Annotated in this window: 16 protein-coding genes; 10 read left to right on the top strand and 6 right to left on the bottom strand. The window is 41.1% G+C overall.

Annotated elements, in window-relative coordinates:
* Positions 1-59 precede the first annotated feature (59 nt).
* From pbp1b to FN031_RS06920, 3 genes are all read right to left on the bottom strand, one after another.
* Positions 60-2,657, bottom strand: a complete 2,598-nt coding sequence (gene pbp1b, locus FN031_RS06930) for a penicillin-binding protein PBP1B (protein ID WP_142558835.1) — start codon at positions 2,655-2,657, stop codon at positions 60-62.
* 136 nt (positions 2,658-2,793) lie between these two features.
* Complete coding sequence (gene galU / locus FN031_RS06925; RefSeq protein ID WP_142558834.1) at positions 2,794-3,693, bottom strand: UTP--glucose-1-phosphate uridylyltransferase GalU; 900 nt, start codon at positions 3,691-3,693, stop codon at positions 2,794-2,796.
* 22 nt (positions 3,694-3,715) lie between these two features.
* Positions 3,716-4,732: an NAD(P)H-dependent glycerol-3-phosphate dehydrogenase gene (locus FN031_RS06920; RefSeq protein ID WP_142558832.1), complete on the bottom strand. Its 1,017-nt coding sequence runs from the start codon at positions 4,730-4,732 to the stop codon at positions 3,716-3,718.
* A gap of 240 nt (positions 4,733-4,972) precedes the next feature.
* Here FN031_RS06920 and leuS point away from each other — a divergent pair, with 240 nt between their 5' ends.
* The 9 genes from leuS (at position 4,973) to pepC (ending at position 14,753) form a co-directional block, all read left to right on the top strand.
* Positions 4,973-7,474, top strand: coding sequence for a leucine--tRNA ligase (leuS, locus tag FN031_RS06915; RefSeq protein ID WP_142558830.1), 2,502 nt, complete (start codon positions 4,973-4,975; stop codon positions 7,472-7,474).
* A 108-nt stretch (positions 7,475-7,582) separates the two neighbouring features.
* Complete coding sequence (locus tag FN031_RS06910; protein WP_142558828.1) at positions 7,583-8,275, top strand: GNAT family N-acetyltransferase; 693 nt, start codon at positions 7,583-7,585, stop codon at positions 8,273-8,275.
* 12 nt (positions 8,276-8,287) lie between these two features.
* Positions 8,288-8,710 carry a GNAT family N-acetyltransferase gene (locus tag FN031_RS06905; RefSeq protein ID WP_142558826.1) on the top strand — a complete coding sequence of 141 codons (423 nt, stop codon included), beginning with the start codon at positions 8,288-8,290 and terminating at the stop codon, positions 8,708-8,710.
* Between the two features lie 273 nt (positions 8,711-8,983).
* Positions 8,984-9,847: an ABC transporter ATP-binding protein gene (locus FN031_RS06900; RefSeq protein ID WP_142558824.1), complete on the top strand. Its 864-nt coding sequence runs from the start codon at positions 8,984-8,986 to the stop codon at positions 9,845-9,847.
* Positions 9,847-10,710 carry an ABC transporter permease gene (locus FN031_RS06895; RefSeq protein ID WP_142558822.1) on the top strand — a complete coding sequence of 288 codons (864 nt, stop codon included), beginning with the start codon at positions 9,847-9,849 and terminating at the stop codon, positions 10,708-10,710. Before FN031_RS06900 ends, FN031_RS06895 begins: the two co-directional genes overlap by 1 nt.
* A gap of 161 nt (positions 10,711-10,871) precedes the next feature.
* Positions 10,872-11,870: a Holliday junction branch migration DNA helicase RuvB gene (gene ruvB / locus FN031_RS06890; RefSeq protein ID WP_142558820.1), complete on the top strand. Its 999-nt coding sequence runs from the start codon at positions 10,872-10,874 to the stop codon at positions 11,868-11,870.
* Entirely contained in the window at positions 11,851-12,423 is a 573-nt protein-coding gene (locus FN031_RS06885; RefSeq protein ID WP_142558818.1) for a nucleotidyltransferase family protein, read from the top strand. Before ruvB ends, FN031_RS06885 begins: the two co-directional genes overlap by 20 nt.
* A 165-nt stretch (positions 12,424-12,588) precedes the next feature.
* Positions 12,589-13,311, top strand: a complete 723-nt coding sequence (locus FN031_RS06880; RefSeq protein WP_142558816.1) for a pseudouridine synthase — start codon at positions 12,589-12,591, stop codon at positions 13,309-13,311.
* 107 nt (positions 13,312-13,418) lie between these two features.
* Positions 13,419-14,753 carry an aminopeptidase C gene (gene pepC / locus FN031_RS06875; protein WP_142558814.1) on the top strand — a complete coding sequence of 445 codons (1,335 nt, stop codon included), beginning with the start codon at positions 13,419-13,421 and terminating at the stop codon, positions 14,751-14,753.
* 64 nt (positions 14,754-14,817) lie between these two features.
* Here pepC and FN031_RS06870 read toward each other — a convergent pair whose 3' ends face one another.
* From FN031_RS06870 to FN031_RS06860, 3 genes are all read right to left on the bottom strand, one after another.
* A complete protein-coding gene (locus tag FN031_RS06870) occupies positions 14,818-15,729 on the bottom strand; it encodes a PTS system mannose/fructose/sorbose family transporter subunit IID (RefSeq protein ID WP_049502678.1) in 912 nt (303 codons plus the stop codon).
* Between the two features lie 14 nt (positions 15,730-15,743).
* Positions 15,744-16,556, bottom strand: a complete 813-nt coding sequence (locus tag FN031_RS06865; protein WP_142558812.1) for a PTS mannose/fructose/sorbose transporter subunit IIC — start codon at positions 16,554-16,556, stop codon at positions 15,744-15,746.
* Positions 16,557-16,632: 76 nt separating this feature from the next.
* Positions 16,633-17,622 (bottom strand): PTS sugar transporter subunit IIB, encoded by a 990-nt coding sequence (locus FN031_RS06860; RefSeq protein ID WP_142558810.1) that lies wholly within the window; start codon positions 17,620-17,622, stop codon positions 16,633-16,635.
* A gap of 320 nt (positions 17,623-17,942) precedes the next feature.
* On the opposite strand from FN031_RS06860, the gene FN031_RS06855 reads away from it, so the two are divergent.
* On the top strand, positions 17,943-19,220 hold the full coding sequence (locus tag FN031_RS06855; protein WP_142558808.1) for a gamma-glutamylcysteine synthetase: 1,278 nt from the start codon (positions 17,943-17,945) through the stop codon (positions 19,218-19,220).
* Positions 19,221-19,283: the final 63 nt, after the last annotated feature.

The raw sequence follows: 19,283 nt of genomic DNA, 5'->3' as shown, positions 1-19,283 counted from the left end.
AAAAAAGAGAGCGAGAATTATCATTTCTCGCTCTCCTATCGGTAAGCAACTTAGCGTTGTTAGTTATTTCTGTTATTACTATTATTATTGTTGCTATTGTTATTACCGTTATTACCGTTATTGTTGTTATTATTGTTGTTACTTCTATTATCGTTATTATTGCTGTTTCTGTTATTATCGTTGTTTCTGTTATTATCGTTATTATCGTTATTATTGCTGTTATTGTTATTGTTACCGTTATTGTTGTTATTATTTTTATCTTTATTATTTTGTTCAATTAGATTTCCAATAATAACGTTCCAAGCATGTCGATAGTCAGCATCAGTACCACCAATTGCAAAGCGGAAGGTCGTAGTTGGAGCTCCAGCTTTATTGGCCCAGTAACTTGTAACAGTTTCCCCACCGACTTCATAATCTTTTCCGTTGAGGTTAACTCGTCCAGGTTTTTGACCAGTTGATCTAAGAACTTGGGAAGAGGTTACACTAGGATCAAGGCTAAACCTCTCGGTTCCCCAAGCTGATGGGGAAGCTTGCTGGATAGCATTTACTAGGTAGGCCATATATTTAGAGTTACGGTAATATCCTGCTAAATTTTCTAATGATCGATTATCATCGTGCCCCATCCAGCCTCCTAGAGTTAGTCTTGGAGTAGAAAGCATCAACCACATGTCACCATTTTCATTAGTTGTACCAGTTTTCCCAATCCAGTCAGCACTTGCTAAACTTGGGTTAATAGCTGCAAGGTTGTTTGCAAATGTTGTTGTGGCACGTGATGAAATAACATCTCGCAACAAACTTTGCATGATAGTTGCAGTTGCTTTAGAGTATACCTGAACAGGCTCGTCTTTATGCTCATAAATGACATCGCCATTGGCCTTTTCGATTTTTGAAATCATATGCTTCTTATGGTAAACTCCATTATTAGCAATTGTTTGGTAACCATTTGTATGTTGAGCTACAGTAACATCAATTCCTCCCCCCATAGGAAGACTTTCGATGTCATACTCAGGGATATCATAGCCCATCTTTTCCATATAGGAACGAACATCAACTCCTTTTTCTCGGAGCATACGGTAAGTCCAGTAGGCTGGGATATTCCAAGAGTAATTGAGAGCTTCTCTCAGACTCATCATACCTGTACCAGGACTATTGACATACATGATTGGATTTCCATTAGCAAATTTGGTTGGATAGTTGGACAAAACGCTAGCACTACCCATTAATCCTTGGTCAATGGCAATACTGTAGGCCAAAATCGGTTTCGTAGTCGAGGCAGGAGAACGCTTAGTATCAAAGGCATGGTTATTTTGGTTACTTTGATAATCTCGACCGCCTACAAATCCTAGAATAGCACCAGTTTGGTTATCCATTAAGACATTTCCGACTTCTGGTTGGCCTGTACTGTCATTTAGTAGGTAACCATAATCTGCAACTGCTTTTTGCATAGCTGTATGGATATTCTTATCAATAGTTGTAGTGATAAGATAGCCACCATTTTGAATTTCTTTTTCTGCTAATTCACGGTAGGATTTTTGAATGGATTCATTTTGTAGTTCTTGCGTAGATACATTATCTTTTTGAACTAGATAATCATACATGAGGTTAGTAGCCTCATTAAGTGTAGCAAAGTAGAGGAAGCCTTTTGAAGCGACATCCACATTTTCTGCAGGCAAGAAATCCTGTTTAATATCATAGTCTCTATAGGATTCGTAGTCTTCCTTGCTTAGAAGACCAGTTCTATACATATTGTAGAGAACATCTTTAGAACGTTTAATACCTATAGCCATATCTTCGTCGCTCTTTTGCTCACCAGTAGATTCATATGGAGAGTACACGATAGGGCTTTGAGGTAGTCCGGCAATGAAAGCAGCTTGGGGAACACTAAGTTGGCTAGCATCAACTCCAAAGATACCCATTGCTGCTTGCTGAGCTCCTGCGATGTTTTGCCCCTTGTTATTACGACCAAAAGGTGCTACGTTAAGATAAGTTGTTAGGATTTCATCTTTGCTCATAGCACGTTCGAGTGCTAAGGCATTAACGATTTCATTAGCTTTACGGGCTAAAGTAGGAGCGTCTCCAACAACTTGCTGTTTGATAAGCTGTTGGGTGAGAGTAGATCCTCCACTCGATGATCCGAGTCCGATAAAGTTACCTAGACTAGCACGAATGATAGCTTTTGGAACAACTCCATTATGCTCATTAAAATGTTCATCCTCTGTAGCAATGACTGCATTTTTAAGGTTGTCGGAAATACCCTCTGATGTAACCGATGTTCTTAGGAGGTCGCTTTCGATAGCAGCAATTAAGGAACCATCTGCATAGTGAATTTCAGATATAGATGAAATATTATTAACCTGTTTGATCAAATCTTCCGTCTGAGGGACGCTAGCTTTATCAAAAAGTGAAACGGCATAACCAAAAACAATACCTGTACCTAAAAGGCCACCAATAAAAGCTATAATGAATAAGGTATTGAAGGTAGCTTTTATCCCAAATAAAATTTTAGCCAAAATAGCCCAGATATTGGAACTAGTATTGGAGTTTTCATTTGAGGTTTGGTTAGAATCCTTCGCTTGAATTTTATCAGTAATTTTTGATTTTAGAGACTGGAGTAAGGCCAGTCCTTTTTCTTTGAATTCAATTAATTTATTCTTCATTTCTTTCCTCACTCTTTTTATTATACCATAAAAGCTTTTATTGCAAGAAATTAGGCTTATAATAGGACTATATAGCAGTTTGTATCTAAGATTTCAAAAAAGTCAGATTCTATTAGAATCTGACTTTTCACATAGCTTACTCTTCTCCTGACAGTTCTTTTCCAAGATCAATCAAGTAGTCTTTCAAGTGGTCTTTAACTTGTGGATGTTTAAGTGCGTATTCAATTGAAGTCTTCATAAATCCAAATTTATCACCGACATCATAACGTGCCCCAGTAAATTCACGTGCAAACACTCTCTGGGTTTTATTGAGTGTATCGATTGCATCTGTTAATTGAATTTCATTTCCTGCACCTGGTTTTTGAATTTCTAGGATATTAAAAATCTCAGGTGTTAGGAGGTAACGACCGATGATTGCTAGATCGCTTGGAGCATCTTCGGGTGCTGGTTTTTCAACAAAGGTTTCTACACTGTATAGGCCATCGATGCCTTCTCCTTGTGGAGCAATCACTCCGTAGGAGGAAACTTCTTCGTGTGGTACAGGCATAACAGCAATAGTAGATGCATGAGTTTTCTCATAATCATTCATGAGCTGTTTAGTTAATGGAATAGCCTTGTCATCGTTGATATCCATGAGATCGTCTCCAAGCATAACAACAAAAGGTTCATTCCCAACAAATGCTTTAGCTTGTAAGACGGCATCTCCAAGACCACGTGGATGCGTTTGACGAATGAAGTGTAGACGCATACCAGTTGTTTCGTCTACTAGTTTCAAGAGATCATTTTTCCCTTTTTCTTTGAGATTATATTCTAGTTCAAAGTTTGAGTCGAAATGGTCTTCAATAGAGCGTTTCGATTTACCAGTGACAACGAGAATGTCTTCGATACCAGACTTAAGGGCTTCTTCAACGATAAATTGGATTGTTGGCTTATCTACGATTGGCAACATTTCTTTTGCCAATGCTTTGGTTGCAGGAAGGAAGCGAGTTCCAAGTCCTGCAGCAGGAATGACTGCTTTTCTGACTTTCTGTGTCATATATTTCCTTTCTAACAATGGCTTAAGACCACTCGTTTTCCGCTTTAAATTCATTACTCATGAGTTCAGCTACGGCTTCTTTGATATCGACATTTTCATAAATAACTTTATAGATTGCTTGAGTGATTGGCATATAGACATCAAGTTCTTTTGCCAATTCAAAAGCTGCCTTGGTTGTTGAAATACCTTCGATAACCATTCCCATATTAGCTTCGATATCAGCTAAAGCTTCGCCCCGACCGAGGGCATCTCCTGCTCGCCAGTTGCGTGAGTGGACAGATGTTCCTGTAACAATCAAATCCCCAACTCCTGAGAGACCGCTATAGGTAAGTGGATTTGCTCCAAGTTGAACACCTAGACGTGTAATTTCTGCAAGACCGCGCGTGATAATCGCAGCTTTTGCGTTATCTCCAAAACCAAGACCGTGAAGAGCCCCTGCCCCAACAGCGATGATATTTTTTAGAGCTCCAGCTGTTTCAACTCCAATAACATCCGTATTTGTATATAGACGGAAGTAGTTGTTGCTAAAGAGAGATTGAACATACTGTGCTGTCTGCAGATCTTTTGAAGCTGCCGTAATCAGGGTAATGTCACGGACAATGGTTTCCTCAGCATGGCTAGGTCCAGAGACGACGACAATATCACTTCTTAATTCAGCAGGAATTTCTTCTTCCAAAACAGTAGAGAGACGTTTGTGGCTATCTGGTTCAAGCCCTTTGGAGGCATGCATAACAACCACTTTATGATCGAGAACTGCAGCGACTTGCTGAGCTACCAATCTGGTTACCTTAGTTGGCACCACAAACAAGATAGCATCAACACCCTTCAAAGTTTCTGCCAAATCATGATAGGCAACAATTTTTTCGTCTAATACAGCTTCTTTAAAATAACGTTTGTTAGTATGTTGTGTATTGATTTCATCAATTTGATCAGGAATATTTCCCCAGATACGAACTTGATGTCCGTTGTCATTGAGGACTTGTGACAAGGCAGTACCCCAAGAACCAGGACCTAAAACAGCGATGGTTTGTTTTTTCATATTTTCCTCCTTTGAGAAAGCACTTTCCTATATTTTACCATAAAAAAACCCATGATGCACCTATATAACAGACCAAGTTCTTTTTAGAAATTTGATAGGAATATTTGTCGTCATAGATTTAATAAGAGAATTGATAAAAGCAATGATTTTAAGACTTTCATCATCAAATTAAAGAAAAGAAGAGCCCAATTTCTCTCAAAAATGGTATAATAAGAACATCACGAAAATTGGAGAGATACCATGAGTTTTTACAATCATAAAGAAATCGAGCCTAAGTGGCAGAAACACTGGGCTGACCATCACACCTTTAAGACAGGAACAGATGCCTCAAAACCTAAGTTTTATGCATTGGACATGTTCCCTTACCCTTCGGGAGCAGGTCTTCACGTAGGACACCCAGAAGGCTATACAGCGACAGATATCCTCAGTCGTTACAAACGTGCCCAAGGCTACAACGTCCTTCACCCAATGGGGTGGGATGCTTTTGGTTTGCCTGCAGAGCAATATGCAATGGATACAGGGAATGACCCAGCGGAATTCACAGCAGAAAACATTGCCAACTTCAAACGTCAAATCAATGCGCTTGGATTTTCTTACGACTGGGCCCGTGAAGTCAATACTACCGATCCAAACTACTACAAGTGGACGCAATGGATCTTCACTAAGCTTTACGAAAAAGGCTTGGCCTATGAAGCGGAAGTGCCAGTAAACTGGGTGGAAGAATTGGGAACAGCCATCGCCAACGAAGAAGTTCTTCCAGATGGAACATCTGAGCGTGGTGGTTATCCAGTTGTCCGCAAACCAATGCGCCAATGGATGCTCAAAATCACTGCCTATGCGGAGCGCTTGCTCAATGACTTGGATGATCTGGACTGGCCAGAGTCTATCAAGGACATGCAACGCAACTGGATTGGGAAATCAACTGGTGCCAATGTCACCTTCAAAGTGAAAGGAACAGACAAGGAATTCACCGTCTTTACCACTCGTCCTGACACCCTTTTTGGTGCGACTTTCACTGTCTTGGCGCCTGAGCATGAACTAGTAGATGCCATCACAAGTCCTGAACAAGCTGAGGCTGTAGCAGACTACAAACACCAAGCTAGCCTCAAGTCAGACTTGGCTCGTACAGACCTTGCCAAGGAAAAAACAGGGGTTTGGACTGGTGCTTATGCTATCAACCCTGTCAATGGTAAAGAAATCCCAATCTGGATTGCCGACTACGTTTTGTCTAGCTATGGTACAGGTGCTGTTATGGCTGTACCTGCCCACGACCAACGTGACTGGGAATTTGCCAAACAGTTTGGTCTTCCAATCGTAGAAGTGCTTGAAGGTGGAAACGTAGCAAAAGCTGCTTACACAGAAGATGGTCTTCACGTCAACTCAGACTTCTTGAACGGTCTTAACAAAGAAGATGCTATTACCAAAATTGTGGCTTGGTTGGAAGAAAAAGGTTGTGGTCAAGAGAAAGTGACTTACCGCCTCCGCGACTGGCTCTTTAGCCGTCAACGTTACTGGGGTGAACCAATCCCAATCATTCATTGGGAAGACGGGACTTCAACAGCCGTTCCAGAAAGTGACCTCCCACTTGTCTTGCCAGTAACCAAGGACATCCGCCCTTCAGGTACTGGTGAAAGCCCATTGGCCAACTTGACAGACTGGCTGGAAGTGACTCGTGAAGATGGAGTCAAAGGTCGTCGCGAAACAAACACTATGCCGCAATGGGCTGGTTCAAGCTGGTACTACCTCCGCTATATCGACCCACATAACACAGAAAAATTGGCCGATGAGGACCTCCTCAAACAATGGTTACCAGTGGATATCTATGTGGGTGGTGCAGAGCATGCCGTGCTTCACTTGCTTTACGCTCGTTTCTGGCATAAATTCCTCTATGATATCGGTGTTGTTCCAACTAAAGAACCGTTCCAAAAACTCTTTAACCAGGGAATGATCTTGGGAACTAGCTACCGTGACCATCGCGGTGCTCTTGTAGCAACTGACAAGGTTGAAAAACGTGATGGTTCCTTCTTCCATGTGGAAACAGGAGAAGAATTGGAGCAAGCACCAGCCAAGATGTCGAAATCCCTCAAGAACGTGGTGAACCCAGACGATGTGGTGGAACAATATGGTGCTGATACCCTTCGTGTCTATGAAATGTTTATGGGCCCACTCGATGCTTCAATCGCTTGGTCAGAAGAAGGTCTGGAAGGAAGTCGTAAGTTCCTTGACCGTGTGTACCGTTTGATTACAAGTAAAGAAATCGTTTCGGAAAACAATGGTGCTCTAGACAAGGTTTATAACGAAACCGTTAAGGCTGTCACAGAGCAAATCGAGTCCATGAAATTCAACACAGCCATTGCCCAACTTATGGTCTTTGTCAATGCGGCGAACAAGGAAGACAAACTCTATATGGACTACGCCAAAGGCTTTATCCAATTGATTGCCCCATTTGCGCCTCACTTGGCAGAAGAACTCTGGCAAACAGTGGCAGCAACAGGCGAGTCAATCTCTTACGTAGCTTGGCCAACATGGGACGAAAGCAAATTGGTTGAAGACGAAATCGAAATCGTCGTCCAAATCAAAGGAAAAGTCCGCGCCAAACTCATGGTCGCAAAAGACCTTTCTCGCGAAGAATTGCAAGAAATTGCTCTGGCTGACGAAAAAGTCAAAGCAGAAATAGACGGCAAGGAAATCGTCAAGGTGATTAGTGTACCAAATAAACTTGTAAACATTGTTGTGAAATAAAAATGAATCCTTCAGAGTAGAATCTGGAGGATTTTTTGTAGATTACCTGTGAGATGTGATATACTATTCACATCTTTAAACTTATAAGTGTGGGACAAGGAGAAAGCTATGCCAGTAAATGAATACGGTCAGATGATTGGTGAACCTGTAGATGATACACCTGGAGTTTTACCCTCGCTTGTACGGATAGAAGGACAGTATACGATTCTAGAAGCTCTTTCGGTGGAAAAGCATGCGGAGGATTTGCTGGCTGTTTATGGCCCAGATAGTCCTCGGGAGATGTGGACCTACCTCTTTCAGGAGCCAGTGGCTAATCTAGAAGAGTTAATGGTAGCTTTAAAGCAGATGATTGAGCAAAAGGATCGCTTTTACTACGCGATTATCGATAAAGCGACTGGTAAAGCACTGGGTACTTTTTCGCTCATGCGTATTGACCAAGCCAATCGCACCATTGAAGTTGGCGCGGTGACTTTTTCTCCGGCTCTCAAACAGACTAGGATGGGAACAGAAGCTCACTATTTGCTAGCTCGTTATGTTTTTGAAGAACTCAACTATCGCCGCTATGAGTGGAAGTGCGACGCCCTCAATCTTCCATCTAGAAAAGCAGCAGCACGTTTGGGATTTGTCTATGAAGGCACCTTCCGCCAAGCTGTTATCTATAAAGGTCGCACCAGAGATACGGATTGGTTGTCCATGATCGATAAGGACTGGCCACAAGTCAAAGCTCGTTTGGAAACATGGTTGGCTCCTAAAAACTTTGATAAAAATGGGCAGCAGATAAAATCGCTTAGGCAATGTTAGAAAGGTTCTACTATGATAAAATTTACAAAAGAAACATCTATTTCAATTGATGATGTTTTGCATCTCTATCAGGCAGTTGGTTGGACAAACTATACCAATCAGCCACAGATGTTGGAGCAGGCCTTGTCTCATTCGCTAACGACTTATCTTGCGCGTGATGGTGAGGAAATCGTTGGTTTAGTGCGTCTGGTTGGAGACGGTTTTTCATCGGTTTTTGTCCAGGATTTGATCGTTTTGCCTAGCTATCAGCGGCAAGGAATTGGTAGTAACTTGATGAAAGAAGCTTTAGCTGACTATAAGGATGCCTACCAAATACAACTAGCGACTGAACAGACAGAAAAAAACTTGGGTTTTTACCATTCTCTGGGGTTTGAAACCTTATCTACTTATAATTGTACAGGAATGATTTGGGTGGATCGAAAAAAATTAAAATAATTCTTTTATCTTAAGTTAACTTTAAGTTTACTCATGTATCATGTAATCATTAAGTAAAGACCTCCTAACTTTATTTAATAGAAATCCTAACTTTTCTTTTTCATAATAATCTCCCTAAAGAAGCCACCAAATCAGGTGGCTTTTTTATGTTCAAATGCTGAAGTTTTAAGGTAGATTGACCACATAATCATCCATTTCGACCACATAGCACCAAACTATATTTTTTCTTTTTCCTTTTTGTTAAACTGAAGGTGCAAAAAGGAGGAAGGAAATATGATTTTACAAGCAAAAGACCTCACTAAGAACTATGGAGACCATACAGCAGTAAAAGATATAAATTTAGAGTTTAAAAAAGGAAGTTTTAACGCAATCTTAGGACCTAATGGGGCTGGCAAATCGACCACGATTTCAATGTTAATCGGACTTAAACGAGCAACTAATGGTCAAATCATCTATGCGCCCAATACTAGGATTGGAGTTGTTTTTCAAGCAAGTGTATTGGATGAAAAGTTGACGGTCAAAGAAAACCTAGCCATTCGTGCCCAGCAGTATAAGGGGATTAAAGGTGGTCGTGTGGAAGATTTAATCAATCAACTAGGGTTGACTGCTTTTCAGAAACAACTTTATGGAACTTTATCAGGAGGACAGAAACGTCGAGTTGACATTGCTCGGGCTCTCCTATCCAATCCCGATATTTTATTTCTAGATGAGCCTACGACTGGACTAGATATTCAGACTCGCAAATCCATTTGGGATTTATTGTATCGTCTACAAAGAGATGAAGGGATGACTATTATCTTAACGACTCATTATCTGGATGAAGCAGATGAGGCAGATCAACTTTATATTATAGATCATGGAAAGGTTATTGCCCAAGGTTCTGCTGCTGAGATTAAAAGTAAGTACGCTTCCAATCTTTTAAAAATTTGTTTTAAAGATAAGCAGGTGGAGAAATTCTTACCTAAAAATATGCCTGTGGAAAAGGAAAATGAGTTTGAGTATAGTCTTTATCCTAAGAGCCAATTGGAAGCTATTGATTATTTGACCCAAGTTCGTGAGAGGATTGCTGGCTTTGAATTTCGTCCAGGAACTATGGATGATGCCTTTATAGCCCTTACAGGAAGAGAGGTGCGCTAATGTTAGCCTTATTAAAACGTGATTTTTTGTTGTATTTTCGTAATCGTTCAGGAGTCTTTTTCTCATTACTGGGAGCTTTGATTTCCTTTCTACTCTATATCATTTTTTTGCAGAAAAATTTGATGGATGCCTGGTCCCAACTTCCTGATAATAAGAGCCTTTTAAATAACTGGCTGATGGGTGGAACCTTGGCTGTGACTGGGATTACAACCAGTTTTACAGCTTTGACCCAGATGGTACAAGACCGTGAAAATCAAGTGGATCAGGATCTCTTTTTGACAGATTTAGGGAGCTGGGGCTTGCAACTGTCTTATCTTATTAGTAGCCTTATCATTTCCTTTGTTATGCAAGCCTTTATGCTTATTGTTATGAGCCTTTATTTTCAAGAAATTCCAGCTATGAGTAAGCTATTTGAAATAAGTTTAATCATGCTGCTAAGTAGTCTCCTTTCAACATTGGTAAATGTACTCTTGATTTATCATTTCCAGTCAGTAGATAGTCTGGGTAAATTGGCAACCATTGTAGGTACTGCTTCAGGGTTTTTAGTAGGAACTTATGTACCAATGGGAATTCTTCCTAACTTCGCTCAAGTTCTCATGAAGTGCACACCGGCTACCTATCTTGCTTCTCTCTATAGACAGGTCTTAATGAAGGAGCAATTGGAAACTACATTTATGGGGAATAGTAGCTTATTAGAAGAGTTTCAAGAAAAATTAGGAATCCGGCTTAACTGGCAGAATCTTTTAACAAAGGAAGAAATATACTTAATAGTGGTGAGTATCTGCCTCCTAACTTTTCTGCTTTGGTTGGTGTTTGTTAAGATTTCTAGCAAGAAAAAATATAATTCTTTTATCTTAAGCTAACTTTAAGTCTTCTCTTGTATCCTATAATCATTAAATAAAGACCTCCTAACTTTATTTAATAGAAATCCTAAACTTTTCTTTTTCATAATAATCTCCCTAAAGAAGCCACCAAATCAGGTGGCTTTTTTGTTTGTAGGCTGGATTTTTGCTATAATAGAAGCATGAGTAGAATTTTAGATAATGAAATCATGGGTGATGAGGAGTTGGTAGAACGTACCCTCCGTCCCCAATTTTTACGTGAATATATCGGTCAGGACAAGGTCAAGGATCAGCTTCAAATCTTTATCGAAGCAGCTAAAATGCGTGACGAGGCGCTGGATCATGTTCTTTTGTTTGGCCCTCCAGGTCTTGGGAAAACAACCATGGCTTTTGTCATTGCCAATGAACTGGGAGTCAATCTCAAGCAGACGTCTGGTCCCGTTATCGAAAAAGCCGGTGATTTGGTAGCAATTTTGAATGACTTGGAGCCAGGAGATGTGCTTTTTATTGATGAGATTCATCGCTTGCCCATGTCGGTAGAAGAGGTGCTATACAGTGCCATGGAAGACTTCTACATTGACATCATGATTGGTGCGGGGGAAGCTAGTCGTAGTGTCCATCTAGATTTGCCACCATTTACCTTGATTGGTGCGACAACTCGAGCAGGGATGCTGTCCAATCCTCTTCGTGCCCGTTTTGGGATTACAGGTCACATGGAATATTACGAACATGCTGACTTGACAGAGATTGTCGAGCGGACGGCAGATATCTTTGAGATGGAAATCACCCATGAGGCTGCTTCAGAGTTAGCTTTACGCAGTCGTGGAACTCCTCGTATCGCCAATCGACTCCTCAAGCGCGTGCGTGACTTTGCCCAAATTATGGGCGATGGCTTGATTGATGATGTCATTACGGATAAGGCTCTTACTATGCTGGATGTAGACCATGAAGGATTGGACTATGTGGACCAGAAAATCCTCCGCACCATGATTGAGATGTACGGTGGTGGTCCTGTCGGTCTAGGCACTCTTTCGGTCAATATCGCGGAAGAGCGTGAGACGGTCGAAGATATGTATGAACCGTACCTGATCCAGAAAGGCTTTATCATGCGAACTCGTTCAGGACGAGTTGCGACAGCCAAGGCTTATGAGCATTTGGGGTATGAATATATTGAAAAATGAGACTGAAATTTTAGACTCTTTTAGGGAAAATTCTGAAATGTTGGCTATTTTGACCATCATCCGTGACCTGGAGTTGAAAGATTCCTGGTTAGCAGCTGGTTCGGTTCGAAATTTTATCTGGAATCTTTTGTCAGATAAACCAGCCTTTGACCGTGAAACGGATGTGGACGTCATTTTCTTTGACCCAGAGGTGAGTTATGAAGAAACGCTGGCTATAGAGAACAAGTTGAGAGAGGACTTTCCCCAGTATCAGTGGGAGCTGAAAAATCAAGTCTATATGCATCAGCATAGTCCCCATACGGCTCCCTATGTGAATTCCTGTGATGCCATGAGTAAATATCCTGAGCGTTGTACGGCGATAGGTCTTCGCTTGAATGCTGATGCAACATTAGAGCTCTTTGCGCCTTATGGCTTGGAGGATATTTTGAACTTTCAAGTTCGTCCAACTCCTCATTTTTTAGAAAATCAAGACCGGATGAAACTCTATCAAAAGCGTTTATCCAAGAAAAACTGGCAAGTAAAATGGAAAAATCTGACATTTAAAAATACTTAAGGAAACTTTAAGTTAGGAGCTGTATACTTATCTCATAAGTTAAGAAAACCTTAACTTAAATTCCTAAAACTTTTTCATAATAATCTCCCTATAAAAAAATTAAGTCGCCCAATCAGGCGGCTTTTTTTGTTCTAAGTCTATGCTTTTTCATGATATAATAGCCCTATGAGATTAGATAAATTTTTAGTAGCCTGTGCTGTCGGGAGTAGGACGGAAGTCAAAAACTTTCTCAAGGCTGGGCACGTGACGGTCAATGGCAAGAAAGAAAAATCTGCTAAGTCGCAAATTAATGAAGAGACAGACGAGATTTGCTTTGACGGGCAAAAGCTAGAGTATGAGGAGTTTGTTTACTATATGATGAACAAGCCCCAAGGAGTTATCTCAGCGACTGAAGATCCTAAACACAAGACGGTGTTGAACTTGTTGGATGACTATGCACGTGCCAAGGAAGTTTTCCCAGTAGGGCGCTTGGATATTGATACGCATGGACTCTTGCTCTTGACCAATGATGGCAAGCTGGCTCATGCTCTACTTTCACCAAAACGTCACGTGGATAAAACCTATCTAGCGCAGATCAATGGAGTGATGACAGATGCAGATGTTGAGACATTTGCGCAAGGTGTTCCGCTCAAGGACTTTACCTGTCAGCCTGCCAAGCTGGAGCTTGTGTCGGTGGATACGGAAAAGGATCAAAGCCTGGTCCGAGTGACCATTGCAGAAGGGAAATTCCACCAGGTCAAACGGATGGTGGCCTACTGTGGCAAGGAAGTTGTGGATTTGCAACGTTTAACCATGGGAACTTTGACCTTAGATGAGGATTTGCAACGTGGAGAATGGCGTCGCTTAAGCAAGGAAGAACTAGAAGGTTTGCTTGAGAGTGTTCAATAAACTGGATAATCGGAAAAGGTGGGGGAAATATCCTGCCTTTTTCAATTTTTGGTTGCTTCCTTTGTGAAAAGCGTTATAATAGACTGTAGAATAAAAAGGAGGATTTTATGAACGCGATTCAAGAATCATTTACAGATAAATTATTTGCCAACTATGAAGCAAATGTAAAATACCAAGCTATCGAAAATGCAGCTAGCCACAATGGAATTTTTGCAGCCCTTGAGCGTCGTCAAAGCCATGTAGACAACACACCTGTTTTCTCATTGGATTTGACAAAGGATAAGGTTACGAACCAGAAGGCTTCTGGTCGTTGCTGGATGTTTGCGGCCCTCAACACCTTCCGCCACAAACTTATCTCTCAATACAAACTTGAAAACTTTGAACTGTCACAAGCCCACACCTTCTTCTGGGACAAGTATGAAAAGTCTAACTGGTTTTTGGAGCAAGTGATTGCGACTGCAGACCAAGAATTGACAAGTCGTAAGGTAAGTTTCCTACTCCAAACTCCTCAACAAGATGGTGGTCAGTGGGATATGGTTGTGGCTCTCTTTGAGAAATATGGTGTCGTGCCTAAGTCTATTTATCCAGAGTCTGTTTCATCTAGCAATAGCCGTGAGCTCAATGCCATTCTTAACAAATTGCTTCGTCAAGATGCTCAAATCTTGCGTGACCTCTTGGCTTCTGGCGCAGACCAAGCGACTGTTCAAGCTAAGAAAGAAGACCTCTTGCAAGAAATCTTTAACTTCCTTGCCATGTCATTAGGGCTTCCACCACGTCAATTTGACTTTGCTTATCGTGATAAAGATAATAACTACCAAAGCGAGAAAGGCATCACACCACAAGAGTTTTACAAGAAATATGTTGATCTTCCACTAGAAGACTACGTTTCTGTGATCAATGCTCCAACTGCCGATAAACCTTATGGGAAATCTTACACAGTTGAGATGTTGGGCAATGTTGTTGGTAGCCGTGAAGTTCGCTACATTAACGTACCTATGGAACGCTTGAAAGAATTGGCCATTGCTCAAATGCAAACAGGAGAAACTGTCTGGTTTGGTTCAGATGTCGGACAGCTCAGCAACCGTAAAGCAGGGATTCTTGCGACAGATGTTTATGACTTTGAATCAAGCATGGACATTCAACTCACTCAAGACAAGGCTGGACGTTTGGACTACAGCGAAAGTTTGATGACTCATGCCATGGTCTTGACAGGTGTTGATTTGGATGAAAATGGTAAATCAATCAAGTGGAAAGTCGAAAACTCATGGGGAGACAAGGTCGGTACAGATGGTTACTTTGTTGCCTCAGATGCTTGGATGGATGAATACACTTATCAAATCGTTGTTCGTAAGGAATTATTAACAGCAGAAGAACGAGCTGCTTATGAAGCAGAACCAATCGTCCTTGCACCATGGGATCCAATGGGTGCCTTGGCAGAATAAATGAGATATAAAAAGAATCAGGTGATAAACCTGATTCTTTTTTGTTTATATATTCTCACCGAGATTACATGATACCGAAGAAACGAGCTGCGATACCAACTGCAAAGAGGGCAAGGATGATTGTGATTGGAGATACTTTTTTCTTAAGCAACCACATGCAAAGGAAAGTAAGGAGAAGTCCCATCAATCCTGGAATCAATGAGTTCAACTGACCTTGAAGTGTTTGTGGTTGAACGCTATCTAGGCTCATACCACTAAGCGCTTGACCAAGAATACCCTTCAATTCTCCACCAGTAACAGCACCTTCTGGGAAGTTGATGTAGGCACCTTCTGACAATTGTTTGCCTGGAAGGTTGATAGTGAAGTTGATGGATACCCAACGTTGTACAAGAACGGCAAGGATGAACATACCAAGGATAGAAGCACCTTTAGTGATGTCTTTCAAGATACCACCAGACATGTCTTTAGTGATTTCAGATCCAGCCTTGTAACCAAACTCTTGTGTGTACCAAAGGAAAGACATACGGATTGCATTCCATCCAAAGAAGAAGAGAAGTGGTCCAACAATGTTACCAGTTGCAGCAAGTGATGCACCAAGGGCACCAAGAATCGGACGAACTGTAAACCAGAAGACTGGGTCACCGATACCAGCAAGAGGTCCCATCATACCGATCTTAACACCTTGGATAGCAGCGTCATCGATTTCAGTACCGTTAGCGCGTTCTTCTTCAAGTGCAAGAGTAACCCCCATGATTGGAGCAGCTACGTATGGGTGAGTGTTGAAGAACTCAAGGTGACGCTCAAGAGCAGCAGCCTGGTCTTCTTTAGTAGTGTAAAGTTTCTTGATAGCTGGGATCAAAGAGTAAGCCCAACCCAAGTTTTGCATACGTTCGTAGTTCCATGAACCTTGAAGGAATTGTGAACGCCACCAAACTTTTTGGCGATCTGATTTTGATAATTGAATTTTTTCAGCCATGATTGTTCCCCTTTCTAGTAGTCTTCTAAGATATCACCAATTGGGTCGTTAGAAGTTGCAGCTCCTCCGCCACCGTTACCACCTTGTTTAGAAAGGTTGAGGTAGATGAAGGCAAGGGCAACACCGATGACACCAAGGGCAATCAAAGTCAATTGAGAGATTGCTGCAAGAGCAAAACCGATAGCGAAGAATGGCCATACTTCACGAGTAGCCATCATGTTGATAACCAAAGCGTAACCAACGGCAACGACCATGGCACCACCAACAGCCATACCACCGTTTAACCAGTCTGGCATTAAACCAAGAGCGTCTTGAACAGCAGAAGCTGGGATAGCGATAAGGAAGGCTGCAGGAATAGCGATACGAAGACCTTGAAGAATAAGGGCAAAGTAGTGAGCACGCTCAACAGCTGCAATATTTCCTTCTTTAGCAGCAGCATCTGCAGTGTGAACCAAACCAACTGAGATTGTACGAACAATCATAGTCAAGAAAAGCCCAGCTACGGCAAGCGGGATAGCAGTTGCAGTTGCGACTGCGATACCTTCAGTAGTAAAGTTACCACCTTTAATCATGATGATTGCAGCGGCAACAGAGGCAAGGGCAGCGTCAGGAGCAACGGCAGCACCGATGTTTGCCCAACCAAGGGCGATCATTTGAAGAGATCCACCAAGCATAACCCCTGCTTCAAGGTTACCTGTTACAAGACCGATGAGGGTACATGCTACGATTGGTTGGTGGAATTGGAATTGGTCGAGGATACCTTCAAGACCTGCAAGGAAGGCAACAACTACAACCAAGATAGCAGAAATGATTGAAATATCTGACATGGTTTTATTCCTTTTCTATTTAATTATATAAAGTGTAAAATCTTTCTTCTAAGAATTCGAGAGAAGAAGATTCTAATTATTGAACGTTCGCTTTGTTAATTAAGTCAAACAAATCTTTTTTCGTGTCATTTGGTACTTTACGTACGTCAAATTCAACACCGAGGTCACGCATTTTTTCAAAGGTTGCAACATCTTCTTTGTCCATAGATAAAACGTTGTTAATCATTGTTTTACCTGTTGAGTGAGCCATTGAACCTACGTTAAGGGTCTTGATTGGCACACCGCCTTCGATAGCACGAAGAGCATCTTGAGGAGTTTCAAACAAGATAAGGGCGTGAGTCTCACCAAAACGAGGGTCTTTTGCAACCTCAATCAATTTTTGGATTGGAACAACGTTAGCCTTAACTCCGTTTGGAGCCGCTTGTTTGATCAATTCTTTACGAAGGTCGTCGTTAGCTACGTTATCTGAAGCAACGATGATACGGTTAGCTTTTGAATCTGGTGTCCAAGCAGTTGCGACTTGTCCGTGAAGAAGACGTGTGTCGAGACGCGCAAGATTGATTTTCAATTTACCGTCTCCGATAACAGTCCCTTCTGGGATAGCAGCTTGGGCTACAGGCGCAGCTGCAGCAGTTGCAACTTCCTCAACTGGATTTAACTCTTCTGGAAGAGCCTTGATGCCATCTTTGGCCTCTTTAATAATATTTGCAGCGACTTTATCCACGCCAGCAGCAGCATCCATAAGGCGCTCTGTGTAGGCTTGGATTAACATCGGTAAGTTAAGTCCTGTGATGATGGCAAATTTACGTTCAGGATTTTCTCCCATCACGCGGCTAGCTTGGTTAAATGGAGACCCACTCCAAAGGTCAGCCAAGACTAGAACCTCATCTTCTGCGTCAAATGCAGCCACAGCATTATTGAACTTCGCGTATAAATCGTCTGGACCTTCGTTTGGCATAAAGGTTACAACTTGAACCTTTTCTTGTTCACCAAAGATCATAGATCCTGACTGATGAATACCAGCGGCAAATTCACCGTGGCTCGCAATAATGATTCCGATACTCATTATTGTCATTCCTCCTTATAAAATGTTTGACTCGTAGTTTAAGAAAACTTTAAGACTATTTAAGTATAAATCGTTTTCATAAAAAAATCAACTACTTATACTAAACTTTCAAAAAAATGTGAAAATGTTTACTTTTAAAACATTGATATATCAATGTATTTGAATATAACATGAAAATAATAGTATAAAAATTAGTATAAAAGTTTTAAATGTATTATTAAATTTAGGAAAGACATTTTTCAAGACGCTTCTGATTCAGTTTTTGGTATAATAGAGAGTAATTTATTTTCTAGTATGAGAAGTTAGGATGAGAGGTATGTATGTCCCCTTCAATTCAGTTATTAAAAGACCGCTATTTAAAAAATATCAAAGAAAATCCAGAACTCTACATCGGTATTGAGTTGGAGTTTCCTATCGTTCATACGAAAGGACAGCCTACAGATATTGAAGTAAGTAAGGATCTGATGCGTTTTTTGGTTGATACTCTCAGTCTGGAAGTTGAAAAGGTAGACCAGGATGGCAATCCGATTCAGCTTGTAGAACCGATGAGTCAAGATCGGATTCTGTTTGAGGTTTCCTACACAACCTTGGAGTTTGCCTTTGGCAGAGCCCAGAATATCCAAGAGGTCGAAGGACGCTTTGAGACTTATATGAAGGTAATCCAAGAAAAATTAGGAGAAAAGAATCATGCAATCCAGGGTTGGGGGATTCACCCAAACTGGGATCAAAATGACAATCGACCTGTGGCCTATCCCCGCTACCAGATGCTGATGGATTATCTGCATATGGGAAGTCGTCAAGAAAGAGCTGATTTGCATGATTTTCCGCAATATGGAGCTTTTATCTGTGGGAGTCAAGTTCAGCTGGATGTTTCAACATCTAACTACCTGCGTGTTATCAATGCTTTCACTCAGATTGAGGCAGCCAAGGCCTACTTGTTTGCCAATTCTGAGTTTTATGGAGCAGACTGGGACACCAAGATTTCACGAGATATTTTTTGGGAAGAATCCATGCATGGGATTTATCCAGAAAATGTTGGTGTTAATGCAAAACTCTTTAAAGATAAGGATGATTTTTTTGATTATCTAGACCGCTCTGCGATTTTTACAGTAGAACGTGATGGGGAAACCTACTATTTTTCTCCGATTCGTGCTAGAGATTATTTAGATACTGATGAAATTCCTGCCTATACCCTGAATGGGAAAGAAACTCTTCTTGTTCCTCAAGAGAAGGATTTCCAAACGCATCGTAGCTATCAATTTCAGGACTTAACAACACGAGGGACTATTGAATTTCGTAGTGTTTGTACACAGCCGCTAGACCGAACCTTTGCTTCAGCAGCCTTTCATCTAGGTTTGCTGGTCAATCTAGACAAGCTTGAAACTTACCTAGAAACAGCACCTTTTTTTGAGAAATTTGGTCGTGACTACAAGTCTTTGAGAAGACAGTTTTCTAAGAAGCAACTCACAGATGAAGAAACAGTTGGGATAGTCCAGTTTTCCAAAGACTTACTAGCTATAGCAGAGAAAGGACTTGAGATGAGAGGTCAGAGCGAAATGACTTATTTAGTGCCTTTGAAAGAAGAATTGGGCCTATAAATTTCTTATAAAGGAAGAATTTTCTGAAAAATCATGTTATAATGAATAAGACTATAGATAAAG

Source organism: Streptococcus mitis (assembly GCF_902159415.1).
GTDB lineage: Bacteria > Bacillota > Bacilli > Lactobacillales > Streptococcaceae > Streptococcus > Streptococcus mitis_BG.
Note: the sequence above shows the minus strand (reverse complement) of the source record. Positions and strands in the feature narration are given on the sequence as shown.